The 20,012-nt window shown below is 67.1% G+C and carries 18 protein-coding genes and 1 tRNA gene; 10 read left to right on the forward strand and 9 right to left on the reverse strand.

Going from position 1 to position 20,012, the window contains the following annotated elements:
• Together C4N9_RS09305 and C4N9_RS09310 are read left to right on the forward strand one after the other, a co-directional pair.
• Positions 1 to 3,723, forward strand: a complete 3,723-nt coding sequence (locus C4N9_RS09305) for an efflux RND transporter permease subunit (protein ID WP_109533054.1) — start codon at positions 1 to 3, stop codon at positions 3,721 to 3,723.
• A gap of 129 nt (positions 3,724 to 3,852) precedes the next feature.
• A complete protein-coding gene (locus C4N9_RS09310) occupies positions 3,853 to 4,635 on the forward strand; it encodes a heme-dependent oxidative N-demethylase family protein (protein WP_109533055.1) in 783 nt (260 codons plus the stop codon).
• A gap of 6 nt (positions 4,636 to 4,641) precedes the next feature.
• Here the strand turns inward: C4N9_RS09310 and C4N9_RS09315 are convergent, their stop codons facing one another.
• The 4 genes from C4N9_RS09315 to C4N9_RS09330 all read right to left on the reverse strand — a co-directional run bounded on the left by C4N9_RS09315 (position 4,642) and on the right by C4N9_RS09330 (position 8,006).
• Positions 4,642 to 5,556, reverse strand: a complete 915-nt coding sequence (locus C4N9_RS09315; RefSeq protein WP_109533056.1) for a hypothetical protein — start codon at positions 5,554 to 5,556, stop codon at positions 4,642 to 4,644.
• 134 nt (positions 5,557 to 5,690) lie between these two features.
• Complete coding sequence (locus C4N9_RS09320; protein ID WP_109533057.1) at positions 5,691 to 6,083, reverse strand: hypothetical protein; 393 nt, start codon at positions 6,081 to 6,083, stop codon at positions 5,691 to 5,693.
• A gap of 144 nt (positions 6,084 to 6,227) precedes the next feature.
• Positions 6,228 to 7,634 carry a type I glutamate--ammonia ligase gene (gene glnA / locus C4N9_RS09325; RefSeq protein ID WP_109533058.1) on the reverse strand — a complete coding sequence of 469 codons (1,407 nt, stop codon included), beginning with the start codon at positions 7,632 to 7,634 and terminating at the stop codon, positions 6,228 to 6,230.
• Positions 7,635 to 7,667: 33 nt separating this feature from the next.
• Positions 7,668 to 8,006 carry a P-II family nitrogen regulator gene (locus C4N9_RS09330; protein WP_109533059.1) on the reverse strand — a complete coding sequence of 113 codons (339 nt, stop codon included), beginning with the start codon at positions 8,004 to 8,006 and terminating at the stop codon, positions 7,668 to 7,670.
• 191 nt (positions 8,007 to 8,197) lie between these two features.
• Here C4N9_RS09330 and C4N9_RS09335 point away from each other — a divergent pair, with 191 nt between their 5' ends.
• Complete coding sequence (locus C4N9_RS09335; protein ID WP_109533060.1) at positions 8,198 to 9,763, forward strand: NAD(P)H-hydrate dehydratase; 1,566 nt, start codon at positions 8,198 to 8,200, stop codon at positions 9,761 to 9,763.
• 61 nt (positions 9,764 to 9,824) lie between these two features.
• Here C4N9_RS09335 and C4N9_RS09340 read toward each other — a convergent pair whose 3' ends face one another.
• Positions 9,825 to 10,343, reverse strand: a complete 519-nt coding sequence (locus C4N9_RS09340) for a Hint domain-containing protein (protein WP_109533061.1) — start codon at positions 10,341 to 10,343, stop codon at positions 9,825 to 9,827.
• 314 nt (positions 10,344 to 10,657) lie between these two features.
• Here C4N9_RS09340 and C4N9_RS09345 point away from each other — a divergent pair.
• Positions 10,658 to 10,741 (forward strand) — tRNA-Leu (locus tag C4N9_RS09345).
• Between the two features lie 150 nt (positions 10,742 to 10,891).
• Here C4N9_RS09345 and C4N9_RS09350 read toward each other — a convergent pair.
• Positions 10,892 to 11,575: a pentapeptide repeat-containing protein gene (locus C4N9_RS09350; protein WP_109533062.1), complete on the reverse strand. Its 684-nt coding sequence runs from the start codon at positions 11,573 to 11,575 to the stop codon at positions 10,892 to 10,894.
• 228 nt (positions 11,576 to 11,803) lie between these two features.
• Between C4N9_RS09350 and tig the strand changes: the two genes are divergently transcribed.
• The 4 genes from tig (at position 11,804) to C4N9_RS09370 (ending at position 16,002) form a co-directional block, all read left to right on the forward strand.
• Entirely contained in the window at positions 11,804 to 13,138 is a 1,335-nt protein-coding gene (gene tig, locus C4N9_RS09355) for a trigger factor (RefSeq protein WP_109533063.1), read from the forward strand.
• A gap of 261 nt (positions 13,139 to 13,399) precedes the next feature.
• The gene (radA, locus tag C4N9_RS09360; RefSeq protein ID WP_109533064.1) at positions 13,400 to 14,758 is read left to right on the forward strand and encodes a DNA repair protein RadA; all 1,359 of its coding nucleotides are present in this window, start codon (positions 13,400 to 13,402) and stop codon (positions 14,756 to 14,758) included.
• Positions 14,759 to 14,777: 19 nt separating this feature from the next.
• On the forward strand, positions 14,778 to 15,338 hold the full coding sequence (locus C4N9_RS09365; RefSeq protein WP_109533065.1) for a CvpA family protein: 561 nt from the start codon (positions 14,778 to 14,780) through the stop codon (positions 15,336 to 15,338).
• 64 nt (positions 15,339 to 15,402) lie between these two features.
• A complete protein-coding gene (locus C4N9_RS09370) occupies positions 15,403 to 16,002 on the forward strand; it encodes a hypothetical protein (protein WP_146195143.1) in 600 nt (199 codons plus the stop codon).
• Here C4N9_RS09370 and ppk2 read toward each other — a convergent pair.
• Entirely contained in the window at positions 15,962 to 16,840 is an 879-nt protein-coding gene (gene ppk2, locus C4N9_RS09375) for a polyphosphate kinase 2 (RefSeq protein ID WP_109533067.1), read from the reverse strand. The two genes, C4N9_RS09370 and ppk2, sit on opposite strands and share 41 nt — an antisense overlap.
• A gap of 499 nt (positions 16,841 to 17,339) precedes the next feature.
• On the opposite strand from ppk2, the gene C4N9_RS09380 reads away from it, so the two are divergent.
• Together C4N9_RS09380 and C4N9_RS09385 are read left to right on the forward strand one after the other, a co-directional pair.
• Positions 17,340 to 17,711 carry a TfoX/Sxy family protein gene (locus tag C4N9_RS09380; protein WP_109533068.1) on the forward strand — a complete coding sequence of 124 codons (372 nt, stop codon included), beginning with the start codon at positions 17,340 to 17,342 and terminating at the stop codon, positions 17,709 to 17,711.
• Positions 17,708 to 18,184, forward strand: a complete 477-nt coding sequence (locus C4N9_RS09385; RefSeq protein ID WP_109533069.1) for a lytic transglycosylase domain-containing protein — start codon at positions 17,708 to 17,710, stop codon at positions 18,182 to 18,184. The genes C4N9_RS09380 and C4N9_RS09385 overlap by 4 nt, the downstream gene beginning before the upstream one ends.
• Positions 18,185 to 18,278: 94 nt before the next feature.
• On the opposite strand, the gene ndk is transcribed toward C4N9_RS09385, so the two are convergent.
• Both ndk and C4N9_RS09395 read right to left on the reverse strand, forming a co-directional pair.
• A complete protein-coding gene (gene ndk, locus C4N9_RS09390) occupies positions 18,279 to 18,701 on the reverse strand; it encodes a nucleoside-diphosphate kinase (protein ID WP_109533070.1) in 423 nt (140 codons plus the stop codon).
• Between the two features lie 108 nt (positions 18,702 to 18,809).
• Positions 18,810 to 19,994, reverse strand: a complete 1,185-nt coding sequence (locus tag C4N9_RS09395) for a multidrug effflux MFS transporter (protein ID WP_146195144.1) — start codon at positions 19,992 to 19,994, stop codon at positions 18,810 to 18,812.
• Positions 19,995 to 20,012 lie beyond the last annotated feature (18 nt).

A 20,012-nucleotide genomic window follows, 5' to 3' on the forward strand; every position in this document is an offset into this window, starting at 1 on the left:
ATGAGCGGCATGATCGATTGGGCCGCGGCCCGCGCGCGCATGGTTCTGGCCTTTGTCGCGCTGACCTTGGCGGCGGGGATCATGGCCTATGTCGGGCTGCCCAAGGAGGGCGAGCCCGATATCGAGGTGCCCGCGCTCTTCATCTCGGTGCCGTTCCAGGGCATCTCGGCCGCCGACAGCGAAACGCTGCTCGTGCGCCCGATGGAGCAGGAACTGGCGGGGCTTGACGGGCTGACCGACATGACTGGCTCGGCCATGCAGGGCTATGCCAGCGTGGTGCTGGAATTCGAATTCGACTGGGACAAGAACGCGACCATCGCCGATGTGCGCGACCGCATGAGCCGCGCCGCCGCCGATTTCCCCGAAGGCGCCGACAATTACTCGATCAACGAGTTCAATTTCAGCGAATTTCCCATCGTCATCATCGCCGTGTCGGGCGACGTGCCCGAACGCATGCTGATGCGCGCGGCCTCGGATCTGGAGCGCGCGATCGAGGGGCTGGACCCGGTGCTCAGCGCCGATGTCGCGGGCACACGCGACGAGATGGTCGAGGTGGTCATCGATCCCCTGCGGCTGGAAGCCTACAATGTCAGCGCGGGCGAGCTGATCGACGCGGTGACGCTGAACAACCAGCTTGTCGCGGCGGGCGATATCGAAACGGAATCGGGCCGCTTCTCGCTCTCGCTGCCGGGCTCGTTCGAAAGCGTGCAGGACATCTACGACCTGCGCATCAAGGTGAACGGCGACCGCGAGGTGACGCTGGGCGACCTGGCGACGATCCACATGACGTTTCAGGACCGCGCCGGGACCGCACGCTTCAACGGCGAAGCGACGCTGGCGCTGCAGGTGGTCAAGCGGCGCGGCTACAACCTGATCGACACGGTCGACGCCGTGCGCGCGGCCATCGATACCGAGATCGCCAGCTGGCCGCCCGAATTGCAGCAATCCATTCATGTGACCCCGGCGCTCGACCGCAGCTATCAGGTGGCGTCGATGATTTCGCAGCTCGAAGGCTCGGTCCTGACCGCCATCGCGCTGGTGATGATCGTCGTGCTGGCCTCGCTGGGCACGCGGACGGCGCTGCTGGTGGGCTTTTCGATCCCGTCCTCGTTCCTTCTGGCCTTCATCCTTCTGGGCGTGATGGGCGTGACGATCTCGAACATCGTCATGTTCGGCCTGATCCTGGCGGTGGGGATGCTGGTCGACGGGGCCATCGTGGTGGCGGAATATGCCGATCACCAGATCCAGCAGGGCAAGGGCCCGATGGCGGCCTATACCACCGCTGCCAAGCGCATGTTCTGGCCAGTCGTCAGCTCGACCGCGACCACGCTTTGCGCCTTCCTGCCGATGCTGTTCTGGCCCGGTGTCGCGGGCGAGTTCATGGGGATGCTGCCCGTCACGCTGATCTTCGTGCTGATCTCGTCGCTGGTCGTGGCGCTGATCTACCTGCCGATCCTCGGCGGCGTGACCGGGCGGATCGCGCGCGTCTTCGACAATACCGCGCAATCCATGCGCCGCTGGCTGCCCTGGATCCTGCGCCTGCCGTTCCTTGCGCTGGCGCTGGCGCTTCTGGTGGGCGGGCTGGTCTCGATGCTGAACCCGGCGCTGCTGATCCCCGATCCTGCGGGACGCGCCGCGATGGGCGCGCTGGCCGCGCTGCCGGGCGCGCTCATGATGGCGCTGGGCGCCTCGGGCATGTCGATCACGCTGAACGCGCTGAAGCCGCGCGCAAAGCCCAAGCCCATCGACTCGGGCTACAAACCCACGGCTTTCGGCTGGCTCACGAAGCTGATCGTCGCCAACCCGGTCATGCCCTTCGTGACCATCGGCGCCATCGTCTTCGTCGTGTTCCAGGTCTTTGCCTATTACGGCGAGAACAATTACGGCGTCGAATTCTTCGTCGAGACCGAACCCGAGCAGGGCATCGTCTATGTCCGGGCGCGCGGCAACCTGTCGCTGGCCGAGGAAGACGCGCTGCTTGCGCAGGTCGAGGACATCGTCATCAACGAACCCGGCGTCTCGGCCAGCTTCGCCTTCGCGGGCGATGGCGGGCTCAATACCAACACGGCGGGCGGGCAGGCGCCGCGCGATGCCATCGGGCAGATCCAGTTCGAGCTGGTCAACTGGGACGACCGGGGCGACGATCCCGAACTGCGCGGCCAGGTGATCCTTGACCGGATGGAGGCGCAATTCGCGCAGATCCCCGGCATCATCACCGAATACATGATCATGTCGGGCGGCCCGGCCTCGTCCAAACCGATCCACCTGCGCCTGACGGGGCAGGATTTCGAGCAACTGGGCGCGGCGGTGGAAACCGTACAGGCCCGGATGCGCGAGATCGGCGGCATCGTGGGGATCGAGGACAGCCGCCCGCTGCCGGGCATCGACTGGGAGATCCGCGTCGACACGGCCGCGGCCGGGCGCTTTGGCGCCAATGTCGCCACGGTAGGCGGCATGGTGCAGATGGTCACGCGCGGGATCATGCTGGACACGATGCGGGTCGATACCTCGGACGAAGAGATCGAGATCCGCGTGCGCCTGCCTGAAGAGGACCGGCTGCTGTCGACGCTCGACACGCTGCGCGTGCCGACTGCCGCGGGGCTGGTGCCGCTGTCGAATTTCGTCACCCGCGAGCCGGTGGCGCTGCGCGGCACCATCGACCGCTACGACGAAGAGCGTTTCTTCGACGTCAAGGCCGATGCCGCGCCCGCCATGGTCGCGCTGACCGATGCCGACGGCGCGGTCGCGCGGATCGCACCGGCGGCGCAATACGATGCGCGGCTGCACCCCGAAGGCTCGGCCGAGGCCGAGGCCGCGCGGCAGGCCCGCGCCGCTCTGGCCGATGAGGGGCTGCATATCGTCCCCGTCACCCCGTCCGAGCGCATCGCCGCCCTGACCGCGTGGCTGGAAGCCGAGGATCCGCTGCCTGCCGGGATCGGCTGGCAATGGACCGGCGAGCAACAGGACCAGGAAGAGACCGGCGCCTTTCTGGGCGTGGCCTTCGGCGCGGCGATGGGGCTGATGTTCATCATCCTGCTGGCGCAGTTCAACAGCTTCTACAACTCGGTGCTGGTGCTGCTGGCGGTGGTGATGTCCACGGCGGGCGTGCTGATCGGAATGCTGGTGATGGGCCAGCCCTTCTCGATGATCATGACCGGGACGGGGGTGGTCGCCCTGGCCGGGATCGTGGTGAACAACAACATCGTGCTGATCGATACCTATCAGGAATTCACCCGCTACATGCCCCGGATCGAGGCCATCATCCGTACCGCCGAGCAACGCATCCGCCCGGTGCTGCTGACCACGATCACCACGATTGCCGGCCTTGCGCCGATGATGCTGGGGCTCAGCATCGACTTCGTGAACGGCGGCTACACGATCGACAGCCCGACCTCGATGTGGTGGAAACCGCTGGCCACGGCGGTGGTCTTCGGTCTGGGCGTGTCGACGGTGCTGACGATGGTGCTGACGCCTGCGCTGCTGGCCGCGCGCATCTGGCTGGAAGCGGCGTTCCTCGGGATCGCGCCCTTGGTGAAATCCTTGCGCAAGGGCCGGGCGCGCGACGACCGGCGGTTGCGGGCGCGCAGCCACAAGGTGCGCCACGCCGAGATCATCTGGGATCCGTCCTATGCCACCGACACGCCCCGGCCCGGCGAGACCGCCGCGCCCGAGCACGCGCCCGAGCATCCGGGGCGCCCGCATCGGACCCACGCGGCCGAATAGCGATCGGATCCCTGCCGCCGCGCCGGTGGCAGGCGATGGAGGGGGCGGTGTGCCCCCTCTTTGCCTTGCGGCACATTCATCCCCGAGGATAGTGAGAGAACAAGGATAGAGGCTGCCGGGGAGTTCGGGATGACCGTTTTGCAAGACGCGCTGCCGGTGGCGCCATGGATGGATCCAAGGCTGAAACGGCTGCCGGGGATCCTGCCGCTCGACCCCGCAGACTGGCTGGTGGTCGACGAAGCCTATGCCGGGCAGATGGCCGAGCGGGTCAGGCTGCTGGAGACGAAGCGCGCGGCGGTGCTGCAGGCCTTGCCCGAAGCGGCGGACGCGGTCGGCGAACTGGTCGACACGGTCGAGGCGCGGCTGCCGGCGCTGGGATTCGCGCGGGACGGCGGGGCCTGGCTATGCCCCGACGGACGGCGGGTCGAGGGCGAGGAGGGGCTCGCGCGGCTGGGGCATCTGTTGCAGGAGGATCTCTGCGTGATGCAGCCGGGCCCGGATGGCATCCCCCGGCTGACCGCCGCTGTCTTGTGTTTCCCGGCAAGCTGGACGCTGGCCGAGAAGCTGGGGCGCGGGCTGCCGGGTATTCACAAGCCGGTGCCGGGCTATGCAGGCGGGCTCGAGGCGCGCGTGCAACGCCTGTTCGAGGCCATCCGGCCCGAGCAGCCTCTCTGGCGCATGAATTATCTCGACTACATCGATCCCACCCTGCACCAACCCAGGCTCGAGTCCGAGAAACGTCCACATCGCGACGGGCCGGAACAGGCGGGCGGCGGTTACATCCGCTGCGAGCGTCAATGCCTTGTGCGGCTGCCCCGGACAAGGGCGGTGGTATTTTCGATCCATACCTATGTCGTGCCGCGGGCCTCGCTCAGCGCGGAAGAGGAAGCGGCCTTTCCCGCCCGGACCTGAGCGTCATCAGGCATCGTCGCAACCTTGGCCGGGTTTTGCGGCGGCGGCGAACCAGCGACGGCGGGGTGTGCGTGGCGGAGAAGCCTCGCGCAGGGCGGTGGCGAGGCGTTCGCTCTCGCGCTCGATCCGGGGAAGGATGACGGGGCGTTCGGGCGTGCCGCCGAAGAACCGGCCGAGACTGCGCTTCGCGTAGCGTTCGGCGCGCAGGGCGGGCGGGGGGCTCGCCCCCGGGTCGTCGGCGGCGCAATCGGGCGGGGCGCGTTCGCCGGGGCGGGGCAGGGCCAGCCGTTCGGGCGGGGCGATCGTCAGGGGGGCCAGCGGATCGCCCGGTTCAAGCAGCGTGGCGAGCGGCGCGCGGCGAAATTCCTCGGTGCCGAGGACCAGACCGCCGGGCTGCCAGATCACCAGCGCGGGCTGCGCCGCCTCGATCACCGGAAGCAGCAGGAAGCGGCCCTCGGCGGCAAGGAGGCGCGCGGCATCGGCCAGGTCCGTGGGCAGCGCGCCCCGACGGCGGATCAGGAAGCCCATCGCGCCGCGATGCAACCGCAGCGCCCGGGCCAGATGGACGCGGGCGAAATCCGGCGTCTCGCCCCGTGGCGGCCGCAGCAGGCCCTGCAGCGCGCGGGCAGGGAGGGGAGCGGCGGCGCGGGTGAGGATCATCTCGTAGGGATCGGCGCGCAGCCTCAGGGTCGAGCCGGTGAGCTTGATCGCCCCGATCGCCCGTCCTTCGGCCCGCAGATCGTCGACCAGGTATTGCATCGCCAGCACCAGATCGGGAAATGCGGCGCGGGCATCGAAGACCAGCGTCGCGCCCGCGATGGCCCCCGGACCGTTCCCGGACGCGCGGGGGCGCGTGGCGCTGACACTGTCCGCACCGAAAGCGCTGTCCCCGCCCCGTGGATCGCCGGGTCCGGCTGGCATAGGTCTGGCTCTCCCTTTCCGGCGGCGCGATCTGCGCCGCGGGGACAGGATACCAAGGCGAGCGTCCGGGGGCGCGGCGGAAGTGCCGACAATTCGGGACAAATGGTGCGGGTCTCGGCGCGGGCGCCGCGCGCTCAGAACCCGCGCAGGCCCAGGTCGTACGCCCAGACCCGCAGCTGGAAGATCAGGTCGTCCAGCAGGTTTGTCTGCGTCCCCACGATCACCAGGATCACCACCAGGATGAACAGCGAGCGCAGGAAACCGCCCAGCCCCGAGCCGCTGCGTTCGCGCGTCGCGGGCACGCCCGCGCCCGAAACCGGCGACCCCCAGGGGGCGACGGGTTTCGCGCTGCGCCGGGTGGAACGGGGCACCGGATCGGTCTCGGCCGTGGCCCGCGCAGCATCGGCGCGCGCGCGGCTGCGGCTGTGAACCTGGGTCGTCTGCGACGGCGCGTCCAGCAGGAAATTCCGGTTCCGGTATTCCCGGTTGGCCGGGTGGCGCACGTCGAGGGGGTGGTACTTGCTCATGGCGGATCCTGCACAGGCCCCGCAACCGGGGCGCGGGTCCACGATAGCGCAGTTCCACGCGCGGCGTCAGTCCCGATCGCGTGTAAGCGCTCCGTATGAAAAAGGGCGCCCCAGGGCGCCCTTTTCCCAATCATCCGGTCCCGATCAGACCGAGTAGTACATCGCGTACTCGACCGGGTGCGGGGTGTGCTCGTACTTGTAGACTTCTTCCCACTTGAGCTCCATGTAGCCCTCGATCTGACCCTTGGTGAACACGTCACCGGCCAGCAGGAAGTCCATGTCCTTCTCCAGCTCTTCCAGCGCCTCGCGCAGCGAACCGCAGACGGTCGGGATGGCGGCCAGTTCTTCGGGCGGCAGGTCGTACAGGTCCTTGTCCGAGGCTTCGCCCGGATGGATCTTGTTCTTGATGCCGTCGAGCCCGGCCATCATCAGTGCCGAGAAGGCCAGGTAGGGGTTCGCCGCGGGGTCGGGGAAACGGGCCTCGACACGCTTGGCTTTCGGCGATTCGGTCCACGGGATCCGCACGCAGCCCGAGCGGTTGCGGGCCGAATAGGCGCGCAGAACGGGGGCTTCGAAGCCCGGGATCAGACGCTTGTAGCTGTTGGTCGCCGGGTTGGTGAAGGCGTTCAGCGCTTTCGCGTGCTTCAGGATGCCGCCGATGAAATACAGCGCTTCCATCGACAGGTCGGCATACTGGTCACCGGCGAACAGCGGCTTGCCGTCCTTCCAGATCGACATGTTCACATGCATCCCCGAGCCGTTGTCGCCCGCCATGGGCTTCGGCATGAACGTGGCCGACTTGCCGTAGGCGGCGGCGACGTTGTGGATGATGTACTTGTATTTCTGGATGTTGTCGGCCTGCTCGACCAGCCCGCCGAAGATCATGCCCAGCTCGTGCTGGCAGGTCGCGACCTCGTGGTGGTGCTTGTCGACCTTGATGCCGATCGACTTCATGGTCGACAGCATTTCCGAACGGATGTCCTGCGCTTCGTCGATCGGGTTGACCGGGAAGTAGCCGCCCTTGTGGCCGGCGCGGTGCGCCAGGTTGCCGCCTTCGAATTCGGCATCCGTGTTCCAGGCCGCGGCATCGGCGTCGATCGAGAACGCCACTTTCTGCGGCGTGACCGAGTAGCGGACGTCGTCGAACAGGAAGAACTCGGCTTCCGGGCCGAAATAGGCCGCGTCACCGACGCCCGAGGATTTCAGATAGGCCTCGGCGCGCTTGGCGGTCTGGCGCGGGCAGCGGTCGTAGGATTCGCCGGTATCGGGCTCGACCACGTCGCAATGCACGGCGATGGTCTTCTCGGCGTAGAACGGGTCCATGTAGACGCTGTCGACATCCGGCACCAGTTTCATGTCCGACTGGTCGATCGACTTCCAGCCGGCAATCGACGAGCCATCGAACATGAAGCCTTCTTCGAGGAAGTCCTCATCGACCAGATCCGCAATCACCGTGACGTGCTGCAGCTTGCCCTTGGGGTCGGTGAAACGGATGTCCACATATTCGACCTGTTCGTCGGCAATCAGTTTGAGAACCGATTCAACGCTCATACTTAGTCCCCTGACTTGTTAGGATTTGTAGGTTTACACGGCATCTTCGCCGGCTTCGCCGGTGCGGATGCGGATGACCTGTTCGACCGGCGAGACGAAGATCTTGCCGTCGCCGATCTTGTCGGTGCGCGCGGCGCCGATGATCGCTTCGATGGCCGCCTCGACCATGTCATCGACCAGCACCACTTCGATCTTCACTTTCGGAAGGAAGTCCACGACGTATTCGGCGCCGCGATAGAGCTCGGTATGGCCCTTCTGGCGGCCGAACCCTTTCACTTCGATCACCGACAGACCCTGGATGCCGATGTCCTGAAGGGCTTCCTTCACTTCATCCAGCTTGAAGGGTTTGATGATCGCTTCAATTTTCTTCATACGGCTCCCCCGTCCCAGACACCGGCGTTTCGGGCTCGAAGCCCACTGACCACTTTCGCAAGCATGCCACAATCCGCTAGCCTGCCACACGCGGGTTTTCGTCGCGCTGGCGGAGGAAATTGCCGAAAGCAGCACAAAAATTGTGCAATACGTTCACCAAACAGGCAGTTGCTGGACAAAGGTGCGGACAATTGAGCGATTTGCTGACTTCTGCCCAAATGCGCGCCACCGAGCGGACGGCGATTGAGTCGGGCGGTGTCACCGGCGCCATGCTGATGGAGCGGGCGGGCGCGGCGGTGGTCGACCGGCTTGTGACGCGGTTTCCCGCGCTCGAGGAGACGCGATCCAGCGGGCGGGCACCCGCCGCGCTGATCCTTTGCGGACCGGGCAACAATGGCGGCGACGGCTATGTCATCGCCCGCCTGCTTCGCGCGCGGGGCTGGGCGGTGCGCGTGTGCGCCCTTGGCGATCCCGGGGCCTTACCCGCGGATGCCGCGCGGAACGCCGGGCTATGGCTTGAAAGCGGCAGCGTTTTTCCGCTGTCCGACGCCGCCCGCCAGCTTGTCGCCGATCCCCCCGACCTGAGCGTCGATGCGCTGTTCGGAACGGGCTTGACGCGGCCGCTTCCGCCAGCGGTTCGCGCCGCGTTGCAGGCGGTCGAGGACGCCCATGCCGCCCATCCCGGACTGGTCCGCGTGGCGGTGGATATACCCTCGGGGCTTTGTGCCGATAGCGGTCGGGTGCTGGGGGCCGCCTGTCACTGCGATCTGACCGTCACCTTCCATACCGCAAAGCCCGGCCACTACCTGCAGGACGGGGCGACCTATTGCAGTGCGCTCGAGATCGTCGATATCGGTCTTGACGCGGCGCCGGCTCCGGATAGCGCCCGCCTTGTCCTGTCGCCGCGCGATGTCGCCAAGCGGGCCGGGCACAAATACGACCACGGACATGCGGTGATCCTGTCGGGCCCGATGGGCCGGACCGGCGCCGCGCGGCTTGCGGCCCGGGCGGCGCTGCGGATCGGCGCGGGGCTGGTGACACTGGCCGCGCCGGGCTCGGCAATGATGGAATGCGCGGCGCAGCTGACAGCGATCATGCTGCGGCGCTGCGACGATGCCGGGGCGCTGGCCGAGATCCTGTCCGACGAGCGGCTGAACGCTGTCTGCCTTGGCCCCGGTATGGGGGCGGGCGAGGAGACGGTTGCGCGCGTCTCGGCGGCGCTTCGGATGGCTGAAAGGGGGGCGCGCGGCGTGGTTCTGGACGCCGATGCGCTCAGCGCCTTTCAGGCGGATCCCGATGCCTTGTTCGCGCTGACGGCAAACGCATCCCGCACCATTCTGACTCCGCATTTCGGCGAGTTCCAGCGCCTTTTCCCGGATCTGGCCCGGCACCTGTCCGGCACGCCCGAAACCGGCCCGGCCTATTCCCGGCTTGATGCCGCGCGCGCGGCGGCAAAGCGGGCGGGATGCGTCGTGCTGCTTAAAGGCGCCGATACCGTGATCGCCGCCCCCGACGGGACCGCGCGGATCCACGCCGCGCTCTACGACCGCGCGGCGCCCTGGCTGGCCACGGCGGGGGCGGGGGATGTGCTGTCGGGGCTGATTGCCGGGCTTCTGGCGCGGGGTTTCGCGCCGCTCGACGCCGCCTGCATGGCGGCCTGGCTGCATGTCGAGGCGGCGCGTCATTTCGGTCCCGGCCTGATCGCCGAGGATCTGCCCGATGCGTTGCCGCCGGTTCTGCGCGCGCTCGGCGTCTGATCCCGTGGCCGTCCCGGGCCGGACGCGCCGGCTGCCGGTCGTCGGAATCCGGCGCCTTCGATCAGTGCAGGGCGCGCAGGGGCTCGGGGCGACGCGGTGTCGCGCTGCGGGCGCAGGCCAGATCCAGCCCGCCCGCGCGCACGACCTGGGGCGTGTCGAAATGCAGCCGGATCAGCCGTTGGGATGCCCGCGTCTCGCGCCGGACCAGCACATCATCGACCAGCGAAAGCGCGGGGGTCAGCATCTGCGCCTGCCCGTGCAGGATCATTGCCCGCCAGTCGCGCACCAGCACTTTCTGATGCGCGGGCACCACCACGGGGGCGCCGCTGCGTTGCTGTTCGCCCACCGGTGCCCCGGCCGCGATCACCACCATGTCCGCGTCAAGCGCTTGCAGGGTGGACACCCCGCGCAGCTCGACCAGGCCGTGCGCCGTGCGGATCCGGTCTCCGGCCAGCAGGAATTCCACCGGCATTTCGCCGCTCTCGGTTTCCACCAGCGTCCCGGGAACAAGGCCGGTGGGACGCGACCGGCCGGTGGCGCGGGGCAGGGGGGCAAGATGCGGAACAAGCTGCGGATGCATGACGGGACCTCGTTAAAACCTGACTGTTTCCAATCTGGGATCAATCGTGGTGAGATTGTGGCATTGTCCGCGTTTTTTCACGATTTCGCGCCCCGCTCTCGCCCCGAAGGAAGCGTCGACACCCAGGTCCTGAGCGTCAGGTTGCAGTTCTGCGCGTTTCCGACGCGAGGTCAAGCAACCGGATGAGAACAATTCAACGGAAAACCGATTTGGGCCCTGCGGCCTGCCCGAATGCTGGGCGCCAAAAGCGCAAGGCGCCCAAACTTTGCCCTCGCGCTTGCCCCGCAGCGTTGCTACAAGCGGGCCGCTGGCTGGCGGGTGTGGCGGAACTGGTAGACGCACCAGATTTAGGTTCTGGCGCCTTTGGCGTGGGGGTTCGAGTCCCTTCACCCGCACCAGCTTGTTATTGCGGGGAAATATCCGCCACGCGCGGCGGCGGTGTCAGCCTGTCGGCGAAGGTTTCCCGCACCATTTCCCGGAATCAGCCCCGCCGCATCGCGCGTGCCCTGTGCGGGCGCCCTGTCCTGTCCCTTTTCCGGCGCCGCCTGTCAGAGCACGTTCAGGCCCAGTTGCGACAGCAGATCGCCGGCCTGCCGTTTCGAGATGACGGCACCTTTGAACCGGCTCGCATCCGTCAGCCGGATCCCACCCAAATCGGCCCCCCGCAAATCGGCGCCCTGAAACCGGCAATCGACGATATGGGCGTCGCGCAGCGAACTCGCGGAAAAGACCGCGTCGCGGAAATCGCAGCCGCGCAGATCCGCCTCGGTGAAATCCACGCCGTTCAGGATGGCTTTGCGGAACGGAAAGTTCGGCAGCATCCCCAGGACCAGCAGCACCTCCTCGAAGGTCACGTTGATCGCCGAGACGCCGGTCATGTCGGTTCCGGTCATCTTGCAGCGCCGGAACGCCACGCTCGACAGGGTGGCATCCAGGAAATTCGTGTTCCCGAAATCGCCGCCATCCACCACGACATCGGAGAGCGTGGCGGCAACGAACCGCGCCCCCGGCGCGCGGCAATGATCGAAGGTCACCTCTTCCAGTCGTGCCCCGGTCAGCCCCGCGCGCGCAAGGTTGCAGGTGTCGAAGCGCCACTCGATCATTTCTAGACCGCCCAGATCGAGCTCTTCGAAATCGCAGCCCCGGAAGAGGACGGGCTCGCCCTCGTCGCTCAGGCGCTCCAGCATGGCGCGGGTGGGCGTCATGTCTTCGAGAAGGGTTTCACCGGGCATCTCGGACCTCTGCAGTCGGGGCGGGCCGTCAGGGTTGCCCGCATGCGCCGTCGCGGCCTAGCAGAGCGGGTGCCGCCCCGCAACGACGGCGATGCGGCGCCCTGCGGTTGCGGGCCGCCTTGCCTGCCCCGCGGATTCAGGGTTGATCCGCCTCTACGCGCACTCTAGTAAGACGCAGATTTTCTCAGGCCGCCACCGGGCGGCCTGTCAGCTTATGCGAGGACAAGGATGCAAGTCATCGAAACCCAGAAGGACGGCCTGAAGCGTGGCTACACGATCACCGTCACGGCCGCCGAACTGGCCGAGAAGGTGGACGCGAAACTGCGCGAAGCCCAACCCGAGGTCGAACTCAAGGGCTTTCGCAAGGGCAAGGTGCCGCTGGCGATGCTGAAAAAGCAGTTCGGCCCGCGCCTGATGGGCGAAGCCATGCAGGAAGCCGTCGACGCGGCGATGCAGCAGCATTTCGAAGAGACCGGCGACCGCCCCGCGATGCAGCCCAAGGTCGAGATGCAGAACGGCGAAGAGTGGAAAGAGGGCGACGATGTCGTCGTCGATCTGTCCTACGAAGCGCTGCCCGAAATCGCCGAGCCGGACTTCTCGGGCATCACGCTCGAGCGCATGGTCGTGAAGGCCGACGAGGCTGCCGTGGACGAGGCGCTGGAAAACCTCGCCAAGCAGGCGCAGAACTTCGCCGACAAGGACGGCGCGGCCGAAATGGGCGACCAGGTCGTGTTCGACTTCACCGGCCGTATCGACGGCGAAGCCTTCGAGGGCGGCGCGGCCGAAGGTCACGCGCTGGTTCTGGGCTCGGGCCAGTTCATCCCCGGCTTCGAAGAGGGCCTCGTGGGCGTGAAGGCCGGCGACAAGAAAGACGTCAGCGTCACCTTCCCCGAGAATTACGGCGCCCAGCACCTGGCGGGCAAGGAAGCCGTGTTCGAATGCGACGTCAAGGAAGTGAAAGCCCCGGAAGCGGCGGAACTGAACGACGAGCTGGCCTCGAAATTCGGTGCGGAATCGCTGGAAGCCCTGAAGGGCCAGATCCGCGAAGGGCTCGAAGGCGAATATGCCCAGGCTTCGCGCGCGATCGTGAAGCGTGGCCTGCTCGACAAGCTCGACAGCGACGTGACCTTCGATCTGCCCGAAAGCCTGGTCGAGGCCGAGGCCAGCCAGATCGCGCACCAGCTGTGGCACGATGAGCATCCGGAAGTGCACGATCACAACCACGATTCGATCGAGCCAACCGAGGAGCATCGCAAGCTCGCCGTGCGCCGCGTGAAGCTGGGCCTCCTGCTGGCCGAAGTCGGCCGCAAGGCCGAGGTGCAGGTCTCGGATGCCGAGATGACGCAGGCGATCCTGCAGCAGGCGCGCCAGTACCCGGGCCAGGAACGCGAATTCTTCGAATTCGTGCAGAAGAACCCGCAGATGCAGCAGCAGCTGCGCGCGCCGATCTTCGAAGACAAGGTCGTCGACATGATCCTCGGCAAGGCCGCGGTGACCGAGAAGGAAGTCAACAAGGACGACCTGAAATCGGCCCTCGACGCGCTGGAAGACGAGCCCGCGTAATCGCGCCTGGCTGACTGACACAGAAACCCCCGCTCCGGCCCCGGAGCGGGGGTTTTGCTTTGCCCAGCCAGCTTTGCCCAGCCAGCGCGGGGACGGCGACCTTGCGCGTGGATACCGGGCGAACAGGATGGGGCATCGGTCCGCGTGAACCGCGCGTCTTTGTTCAGCAAATATCCTCGGGGGGTGAGGCCGCAGGCCGAGGGGGGCAGACAGCCCCCCGACGCGGCTTGCAACGCGCGCGGCGGCGGGGGATAACGCCGCATGGCCAAGGCATCCCCCCAGTTCACCTGCAGCGAATGCGGCGCGGTCCACAAGAAATGGGCCGGGCGCTGCGATGCCTGCGGGGCGTGGAATTCGATCGTCGAAGAGGCGCCGATGGGCGCGGGCCCCAAGGGACCGCTCGCCAAGGGGCGTTCGATCGCGCTCAGCACGCTGCAGACGGACGAGGCGCCGCCGCCGCGCACCCTGTCGGGCATGGACGAGCTCGACCGTGTCCTGGGCGGCGGGCTGGTCCCTGCCTCGGCGATCCTGGTCGGCGGCGATCCGGGCATCGGCAAGTCGACCCTGCTTTTGCAGGCGACCGCCGCTTTCGCCCGCAAGGGCCTGACCACGCTCTATATTTCCGGCGAGGAAGCCGCCGCGCAGGTGCGGATGCGCGCGCAAAGGCTGGGGCTGGGCGATGCGCCCGTGCAGCTGGGCGCCGAGACCAATCTGCGCGACATCCTGACCACGCTCGACACCGAGCGTCCCGATCTGGTGATCATCGATTCGATCCAGACCATGTGGCTCGACAGCGTCGCCTCGGCGCCCGGCTCGGTCGCTCAGCTGCGCGCCGCCGCGCACGAACTGGTGACGCTGGCCAAGCGCCGCGGGATCAGCGTCATCCTGGTCGGTCACGTCACCAAGGAAGGCCAGATCGCCGGCCCCCGCGTGATCGAGCACATGGTCGATTGCGTGCTCTATTTCGAGGGCGAGCGCGGGCACCAGTTCCGCATCCTGCGCGCGGTCAAGAATCGCTTCGGTCCCGCCGATGAGATCGGCGTGTTCGAGATGACCGGCGGCGGCCTGTCCGAGGTCCCCAACCCCTCGGCGCTGTTCCTGTCCGAACGCGGCCAGCCCTCGGCCGGATCGGTCGTGTTCGCCGGGATCGAGGGCACGCGCCCCATGCTGACCGAGATCCAGGCACTCGTCGCGCCCTCGCCGCTGTCCAACCCGCGCCGCACCGTGGTCGGGCTCGACAGCGGGCGGCTGGGGACGATTCTGGCCGTGCTGGAAGCGCGCTGCGGCATTCCCTTCACCGGGCTCGACGTGTTCCTCAACGTCGCGGGCGGGATGCGCGTGAGCGAGCCCGCCGCCGATCTCGCCGTCGCTGCCGCGCTTCTGAGCGCGCGCGAGGATGTGGCCCTGCCCGCCGATACCGTGGTGTTCGGGGAAATCTCGTTGTCCGGGGCACTTCGCCCTGTCAGCCAGAGCGAAAACAGGTTGAAAGAAGCGGCAAAACTTGGTTTCACCACGGCCATGCTGCCGAGGGGTGGCAAGACCGGCCCCGGCATCGGCGTCAGGTTGCGCGAATTGGGCGATCTGACCGGCTTCGTGGGTGATGTATTCGGCGCGGGCTGACGCGCGAAGGAGCTTGGGCATGGACAGCTTTACCCTGATCGACGCGGCCGTCGCGCTGGTGATCATCATCTCGGCGATCCTGGCCTATTCGCGCGGTCTCGTGCGCGAGGCGCTCGCCATTGCCGGCTGGATCGTCGCCGCCATCGCCGCCTTCGTGCTGGCCCCCACGGTCGAACCGCTGGTGCGCGAGATCCCCTATATCGGCGATATTCTGGGGGATAGCTGCGAGTTGACGATCATCGCCGCCTTTGCCGCCGTCTTCGCCATCATGCTGGTCATCGTCGCGCTGTTCACGCCGCTGTTTTCCAGCCTGATCCGCAATTCGGCGCTGGGCGGCATCGATCAGGGGCTGGGATTCTTCTTCGGCGTGCTGCGCGGCATCCTGCTGATCGCCGTGGCCCTGATGGTGTTCCAGACCGCCGTGCCCGAGGGCACGGTGCCCATGGTCGACAATTCGCGCTCGGTCGCGCTGTTTGCCCGCGTGCAGACCGCCATCACCGAGACCCTGCCCGCCGATGCGCCCAACTGGGTGGTCGACCGGTACGAGGATCTGACCGCAAGCTGCACGGCGGCCAACTGATCTGCCGGGCGCGCTGAATCCCGATCTTGACGACATCCTCGCCGGGCTGAGCGAGCGGCTCTTCGTGCAATGCGTGGGCGGGCGCTGGACGGCGTCGCTGGGCCAGCGGATGGTGCCGGTCCCTGCCGTTCCAGGCGCGCGGCTGGTCTGCGCGGATGCGGGCGATCTGGGTCGGGCGCTGGCGGGGCTGCAGGGCGGGTCGGGCCGACCCGAACCCGACGCGTTGTACCGCGCCTATGCGGATGAGAAACCTCTCCTGGCCCGGATCCGGGCGCGGGAAGGCGTGGCCGATCCCTGCGCCGCCCCCGAACGCTCCCCGCTTCAACCGCCCCGGGCCCCCGCGCTGTTGCTCAGTGCGGCCTCGGTCCCGCTGTCGCGGATCATGGGGTTGCTCGTGGCGCTGGCGCCCGGTGGCGTCGTTTGGAAGCCCGCGCCGGGGGCGGCGGCCAGCGCGCATCTGCTGATGCGCGTGCTGGTGCCCCATGCGGGCGGGCGGCTGGCCTTGTTGCAGGGCGATCATGCCACAGGCGGGCTGCTGGCGAAGGCGATGACAGAGGGGCAGGGGACGCTGATCTGGGCCTCGGATGCCGCGCCACCCGACGGCATGGACGCCTGCACGCGGGTCAGCGCGCGTGGCCCGGCCACAGATCCACGCCGCCGGTGATGGCCGGATCGGGGCTTCCCACAGCGTCGGGATACTTTCGGTCGTAATCGAAGGCGCTGAGGATCCGCTGCAGGGCGCCGATCCGCGCGCGGTACTTGTCGTCGCCGCGGATGATCGTCCAGGGCGCGAAGCCGAAATCCGAGCGTGCGAAGGTCTCGCCGATCGCCTGGGTATACTCGTCCCACAGGCCCAGCCCCTTCACGTCGATCGAGGAAAGCTTCCATTGTTTCAGCGGGTGGCTTTCACGCGCCAGCATCCGCCGCAGCTGCTCGGCGCGGCCCACGTTGAACCAGAGCTTGATGAGCTGAATACCGTCATCGACCAGGGCCTGTTCGAAGCCCGGCAGCTGATCGAAGAATTGCCGCCGCTCCATATCCGAGCAGAAGCCGAACACCTTCTCGACCACGCCGCGATTGTACCAGCTGCGGTCCATGAGGGCGATCTCGCCCGCCGCCGGCATATGGGCGACATAGCGCTGGAAATACCATTGTGTCCGCTCGCGCTCGCTGGGTTTGGACAGCGCCACGATATGCGCGCCGCGCGGGTTCAGGTTCTCGCGCACCCGCTTTATGGCTCCCGACTTGCCGGCAGTGTCGCGGCCTTCGAACACGACGACGATGCGCTGGCCGGTGGCTTCGATCCAGCGTTGCAGTTTCACCAGCTCGACCTGCAGCGCGTCCATCCGGTCCTGGTAGTCGGATTTCTTCATCCACTGATCGTAGGGATAATCGGGCGCCAGGATATCCTTCTTCCCGCCCTCGGCAATCGCCTCGCGGATATCCTTGGGGGCTTCGGTTTCGTAGTACTGCGAGATCGCGCCGTCGAAGGGCAGGTCCATGAGGTTCTCCGCGTTTTTCCACAGGCTAGGGCGCGGGGCAGGTCCGAACAAGCGGAAAGGCGCTTCTGAATGTATGGCATATATAGGTCAGACATTTAGCGGGCGGATATGACGAGATGTTCGGGGGCGCTTCCGGCGGCGAAGCGGGCTGTTCAGCGCTCTCCACTCATTTGCAGAGAACCGAAGCAAAAACGGCGGAACGTTATTTAATACGTTGGAAAAATTAAATGTCAGTCAAAATAGGGCCGTGACGCCCACTGCTGAATTCCTGCCCGATCCCGTGCTGTGGTAGCGGTTGCGCCCTCTCAGTTGCTGATGCTGGCCGCGGCCATAGGTAAGACCGTCCAAGGGAAGATTTTGTCGCCACGCCGGCCTCCGGAATGCGCCGGGAAACCCGGTTTGGCCGCTCTCTGCACCGCTCATTCGACGAAAGCCAGACATTCCATGCCGCAACGTCTTCCCCTTGCCAAAAATCCGGTCGGCGCGCAAAACAGGGGCCATGTCGAACCCTGTTTCCTCGCTTCCCAATCTCGGCCCGGCCAGCGACGCGTCCTTTGCGCGGGCAGGGATCCACAGCGCCGACGAGCTGCGCGCCCTGGGCGCCGATGCCGCCTATGCGAAGCTGCTCGAAACCGGCACGCGCGCGCATTTCATCAGCTACTATGTTTTGCACATGGCGCTGCAGGGACGACCGTGGAACGATTGCAAGGGCGCCGAGAAGGACGCCCTGCGCGTCCGCTTCGATGCGCTGAAATCCGCGCATGTCGCGAAAGGCGGGATTGTCGGAATCGAGGCTATCCTTGATGAGATCGGCGTGATCGACCCTGCCCGGCGGAAGACCCGCCCGGCGCGTAAACGGAGCCCCGTATGAAGACCTGGTTCGCACTCGCCGCGCTTGCGGTTCTTACGGCCTGCGGCGGTGGTGGCGACGACCATGTTCAGGTCGAGCGGCTCTATCCCGGCGAGACGGTCGAGATGCGGCTGCTGATCGAGGACGCGGCGGACGAGCTCGACATTCCCGAGGCGCTTTTGCACCGCGTGATCCAGCGCGAATCCGACTACCGCGCGAATGCCCGGAACGGACCCTATTACGGCCTGATGCAGATCCTGCCGCAGACGGCGCGGACAATGGGCTTTCGCGGCGAGCCGCGCGAGCTGCTCGATCCCCGCGTGAACCTGCGCTATGCGGGCCGCTATCTGCGCGGCGCGTGGCTGGTGGCCGATGGCGACATGGACGACGCGGTGATGCATTACGCGCGCGGCTACTACTACACCGCCCGCGACCGCTGCATGCTGGTAGAGACCGGGCTGGCGCAGCGCGAGGTCAATCGCCGCTGCCGGTGATCCCGGGCGGTGATCCCAAACCGCGCCGCAACAGGCGGGCAAAACAAAAGGGCGGGGAAATCCCCGCCCTTTCGCATTCCGTGACGCGGACAGGTCAGCCGACCAGTTCCAGCCCCGAGAAGAAGAACGCGATTTCCTGCGCGGCGGTTTCCGGCGCGTCCGAGCCGTGGACCGAGTTCTCGCCGACCGACAGCGCGAATTCCTTGCGGATCGTGCCTTCGTCGGCATTGGCGGGGTTGGTCGCGCCCATCACTTCGCGGTTCTTCGCGATCGCGTTCTCGCCTTCCAGCACCTGCACGACGACCGGGGCCGACGCCATGAATTCGCACAGTTCGCTGTAGAACGGACGCTCTTTGTGGACTTCGTAGAACTGGCCCGCTTGCGCCGGGGTCAGGTGGATGCGCTTTTGCGCGATGATGCGCAGGCCCGCATCCTCGAACTTGGCGTTGATCTTGCCGGTCAGGTTGCGGTTGGTGGCGTCGGGCTTGATGATCGACAAGGTGCGTTCGGTGGCCATGATCGTCTCTTTCGGTGCGCGGCGGGGCCCCATGCCCGGCCGCCTCTGGTCAAAACTGACGCGCACTTAACATGCAGGAGAAAGCTTGAAAAGCCGCCATTGCCGCGCTCAGCCGGCGTTTCCGGCGCGGCGTTCAAGCCACACCGCCGCGATCCCCGCCGCCAGCGCCAGCATCAGAACCGTCAGGATCACGCCCAGCAAAAGCCCGGGCGTGGGATGGGCGGCCACCGCCTGCAGCGTCAGCGCTGTCAGCGCCGCGCCCATTCCCATGCCGAAGGCGCCGAACAGGCTGGAAGCGGTGCCCGCCAGATCGGGACGCACCGACACCGCGCCCGTGGCTGCGTTCGCGACCGTCAGCCCGTTGCCGAATCCCGCGCTCAGCGTGCAGCCGAACAGTACCAGCGGCGAGGTCGCACCGCCCCAGAACAGCAGGAAACCGAGCCCCACGCCCAGAACCGCCACGCAGCGCCCGGCGATGATCAGCGGCCCCAGGCCCAGCCTCGGGGCCATGCGCGCGGTGATCAGCGCGCCCAGGATGAAGCCCGCGGTGATCGACCCGGTGCCCAGCCCGATCCACAGGCTGGACAGGTGCCAATAATCCACCGCGACAAAGGACACGCCCGAGATGAAGACGTAAAACGATCCCAGCGACAGGCCCCCCGTCGCGGTATAGGCCCAGAACCGCGCCGAGCGCAGGAGCGCGCCGTAATCGCCGGCCCGCAGGCGTCTTTTGCCGGGCTTCAGCGTCTCGCCCAGATCGAGCCAGCACAGCACCAGGCCCGCCGCCCCCAGCGCCGCGTAGAGCCCGAAGATCGCGCGCCAGCCGATGACGCTATCCAGAAGCCCGCCGATCGTCGGCCCCAGCATCGGCGCCAATGCCATCGAGGCGCTGACCGTGCCCATGCGCCCGGCCGCGTGGCGCGGGTCGAACAGGTCGCGGATGATCGCCGCCGACAGGACCGTTCCCGCCGCAATTGCTCCCTGTAGCAGGCGAAAGGCGATGAAAAGGTTCGCGTCCCGGGCCAGGACACAACCGAGCGAGGCCAGCGTATAGACCCCCAGCGCGCTCAGGATCACGGGCCGCCGCCCGATCCGGTCGCTGAGCGGCCCGAGCGCCAGCTGCATCAGCGCCGTCAGCACCATGTAGCCCGACACGACCCAGGCCATGCGCGCCTCGGTGGCCTGCAGGGCCCGGGTCATCGCCGGCAGCGACGGCAGGAACATGTTGAGCGTGACGACGGGCAGGGCGGTCAGCAGAACCAGCGTCGCAAGATGGGGAGGCGTTCGTGTCATGGGCGTTCCAACGGGACG

The organism is Pararhodobacter marinus (assembly GCF_003122215.1).
GTDB classification, from domain to species: domain Bacteria; phylum Pseudomonadota; class Alphaproteobacteria; order Rhodobacterales; family Rhodobacteraceae; genus Pararhodobacter; species Pararhodobacter marinus.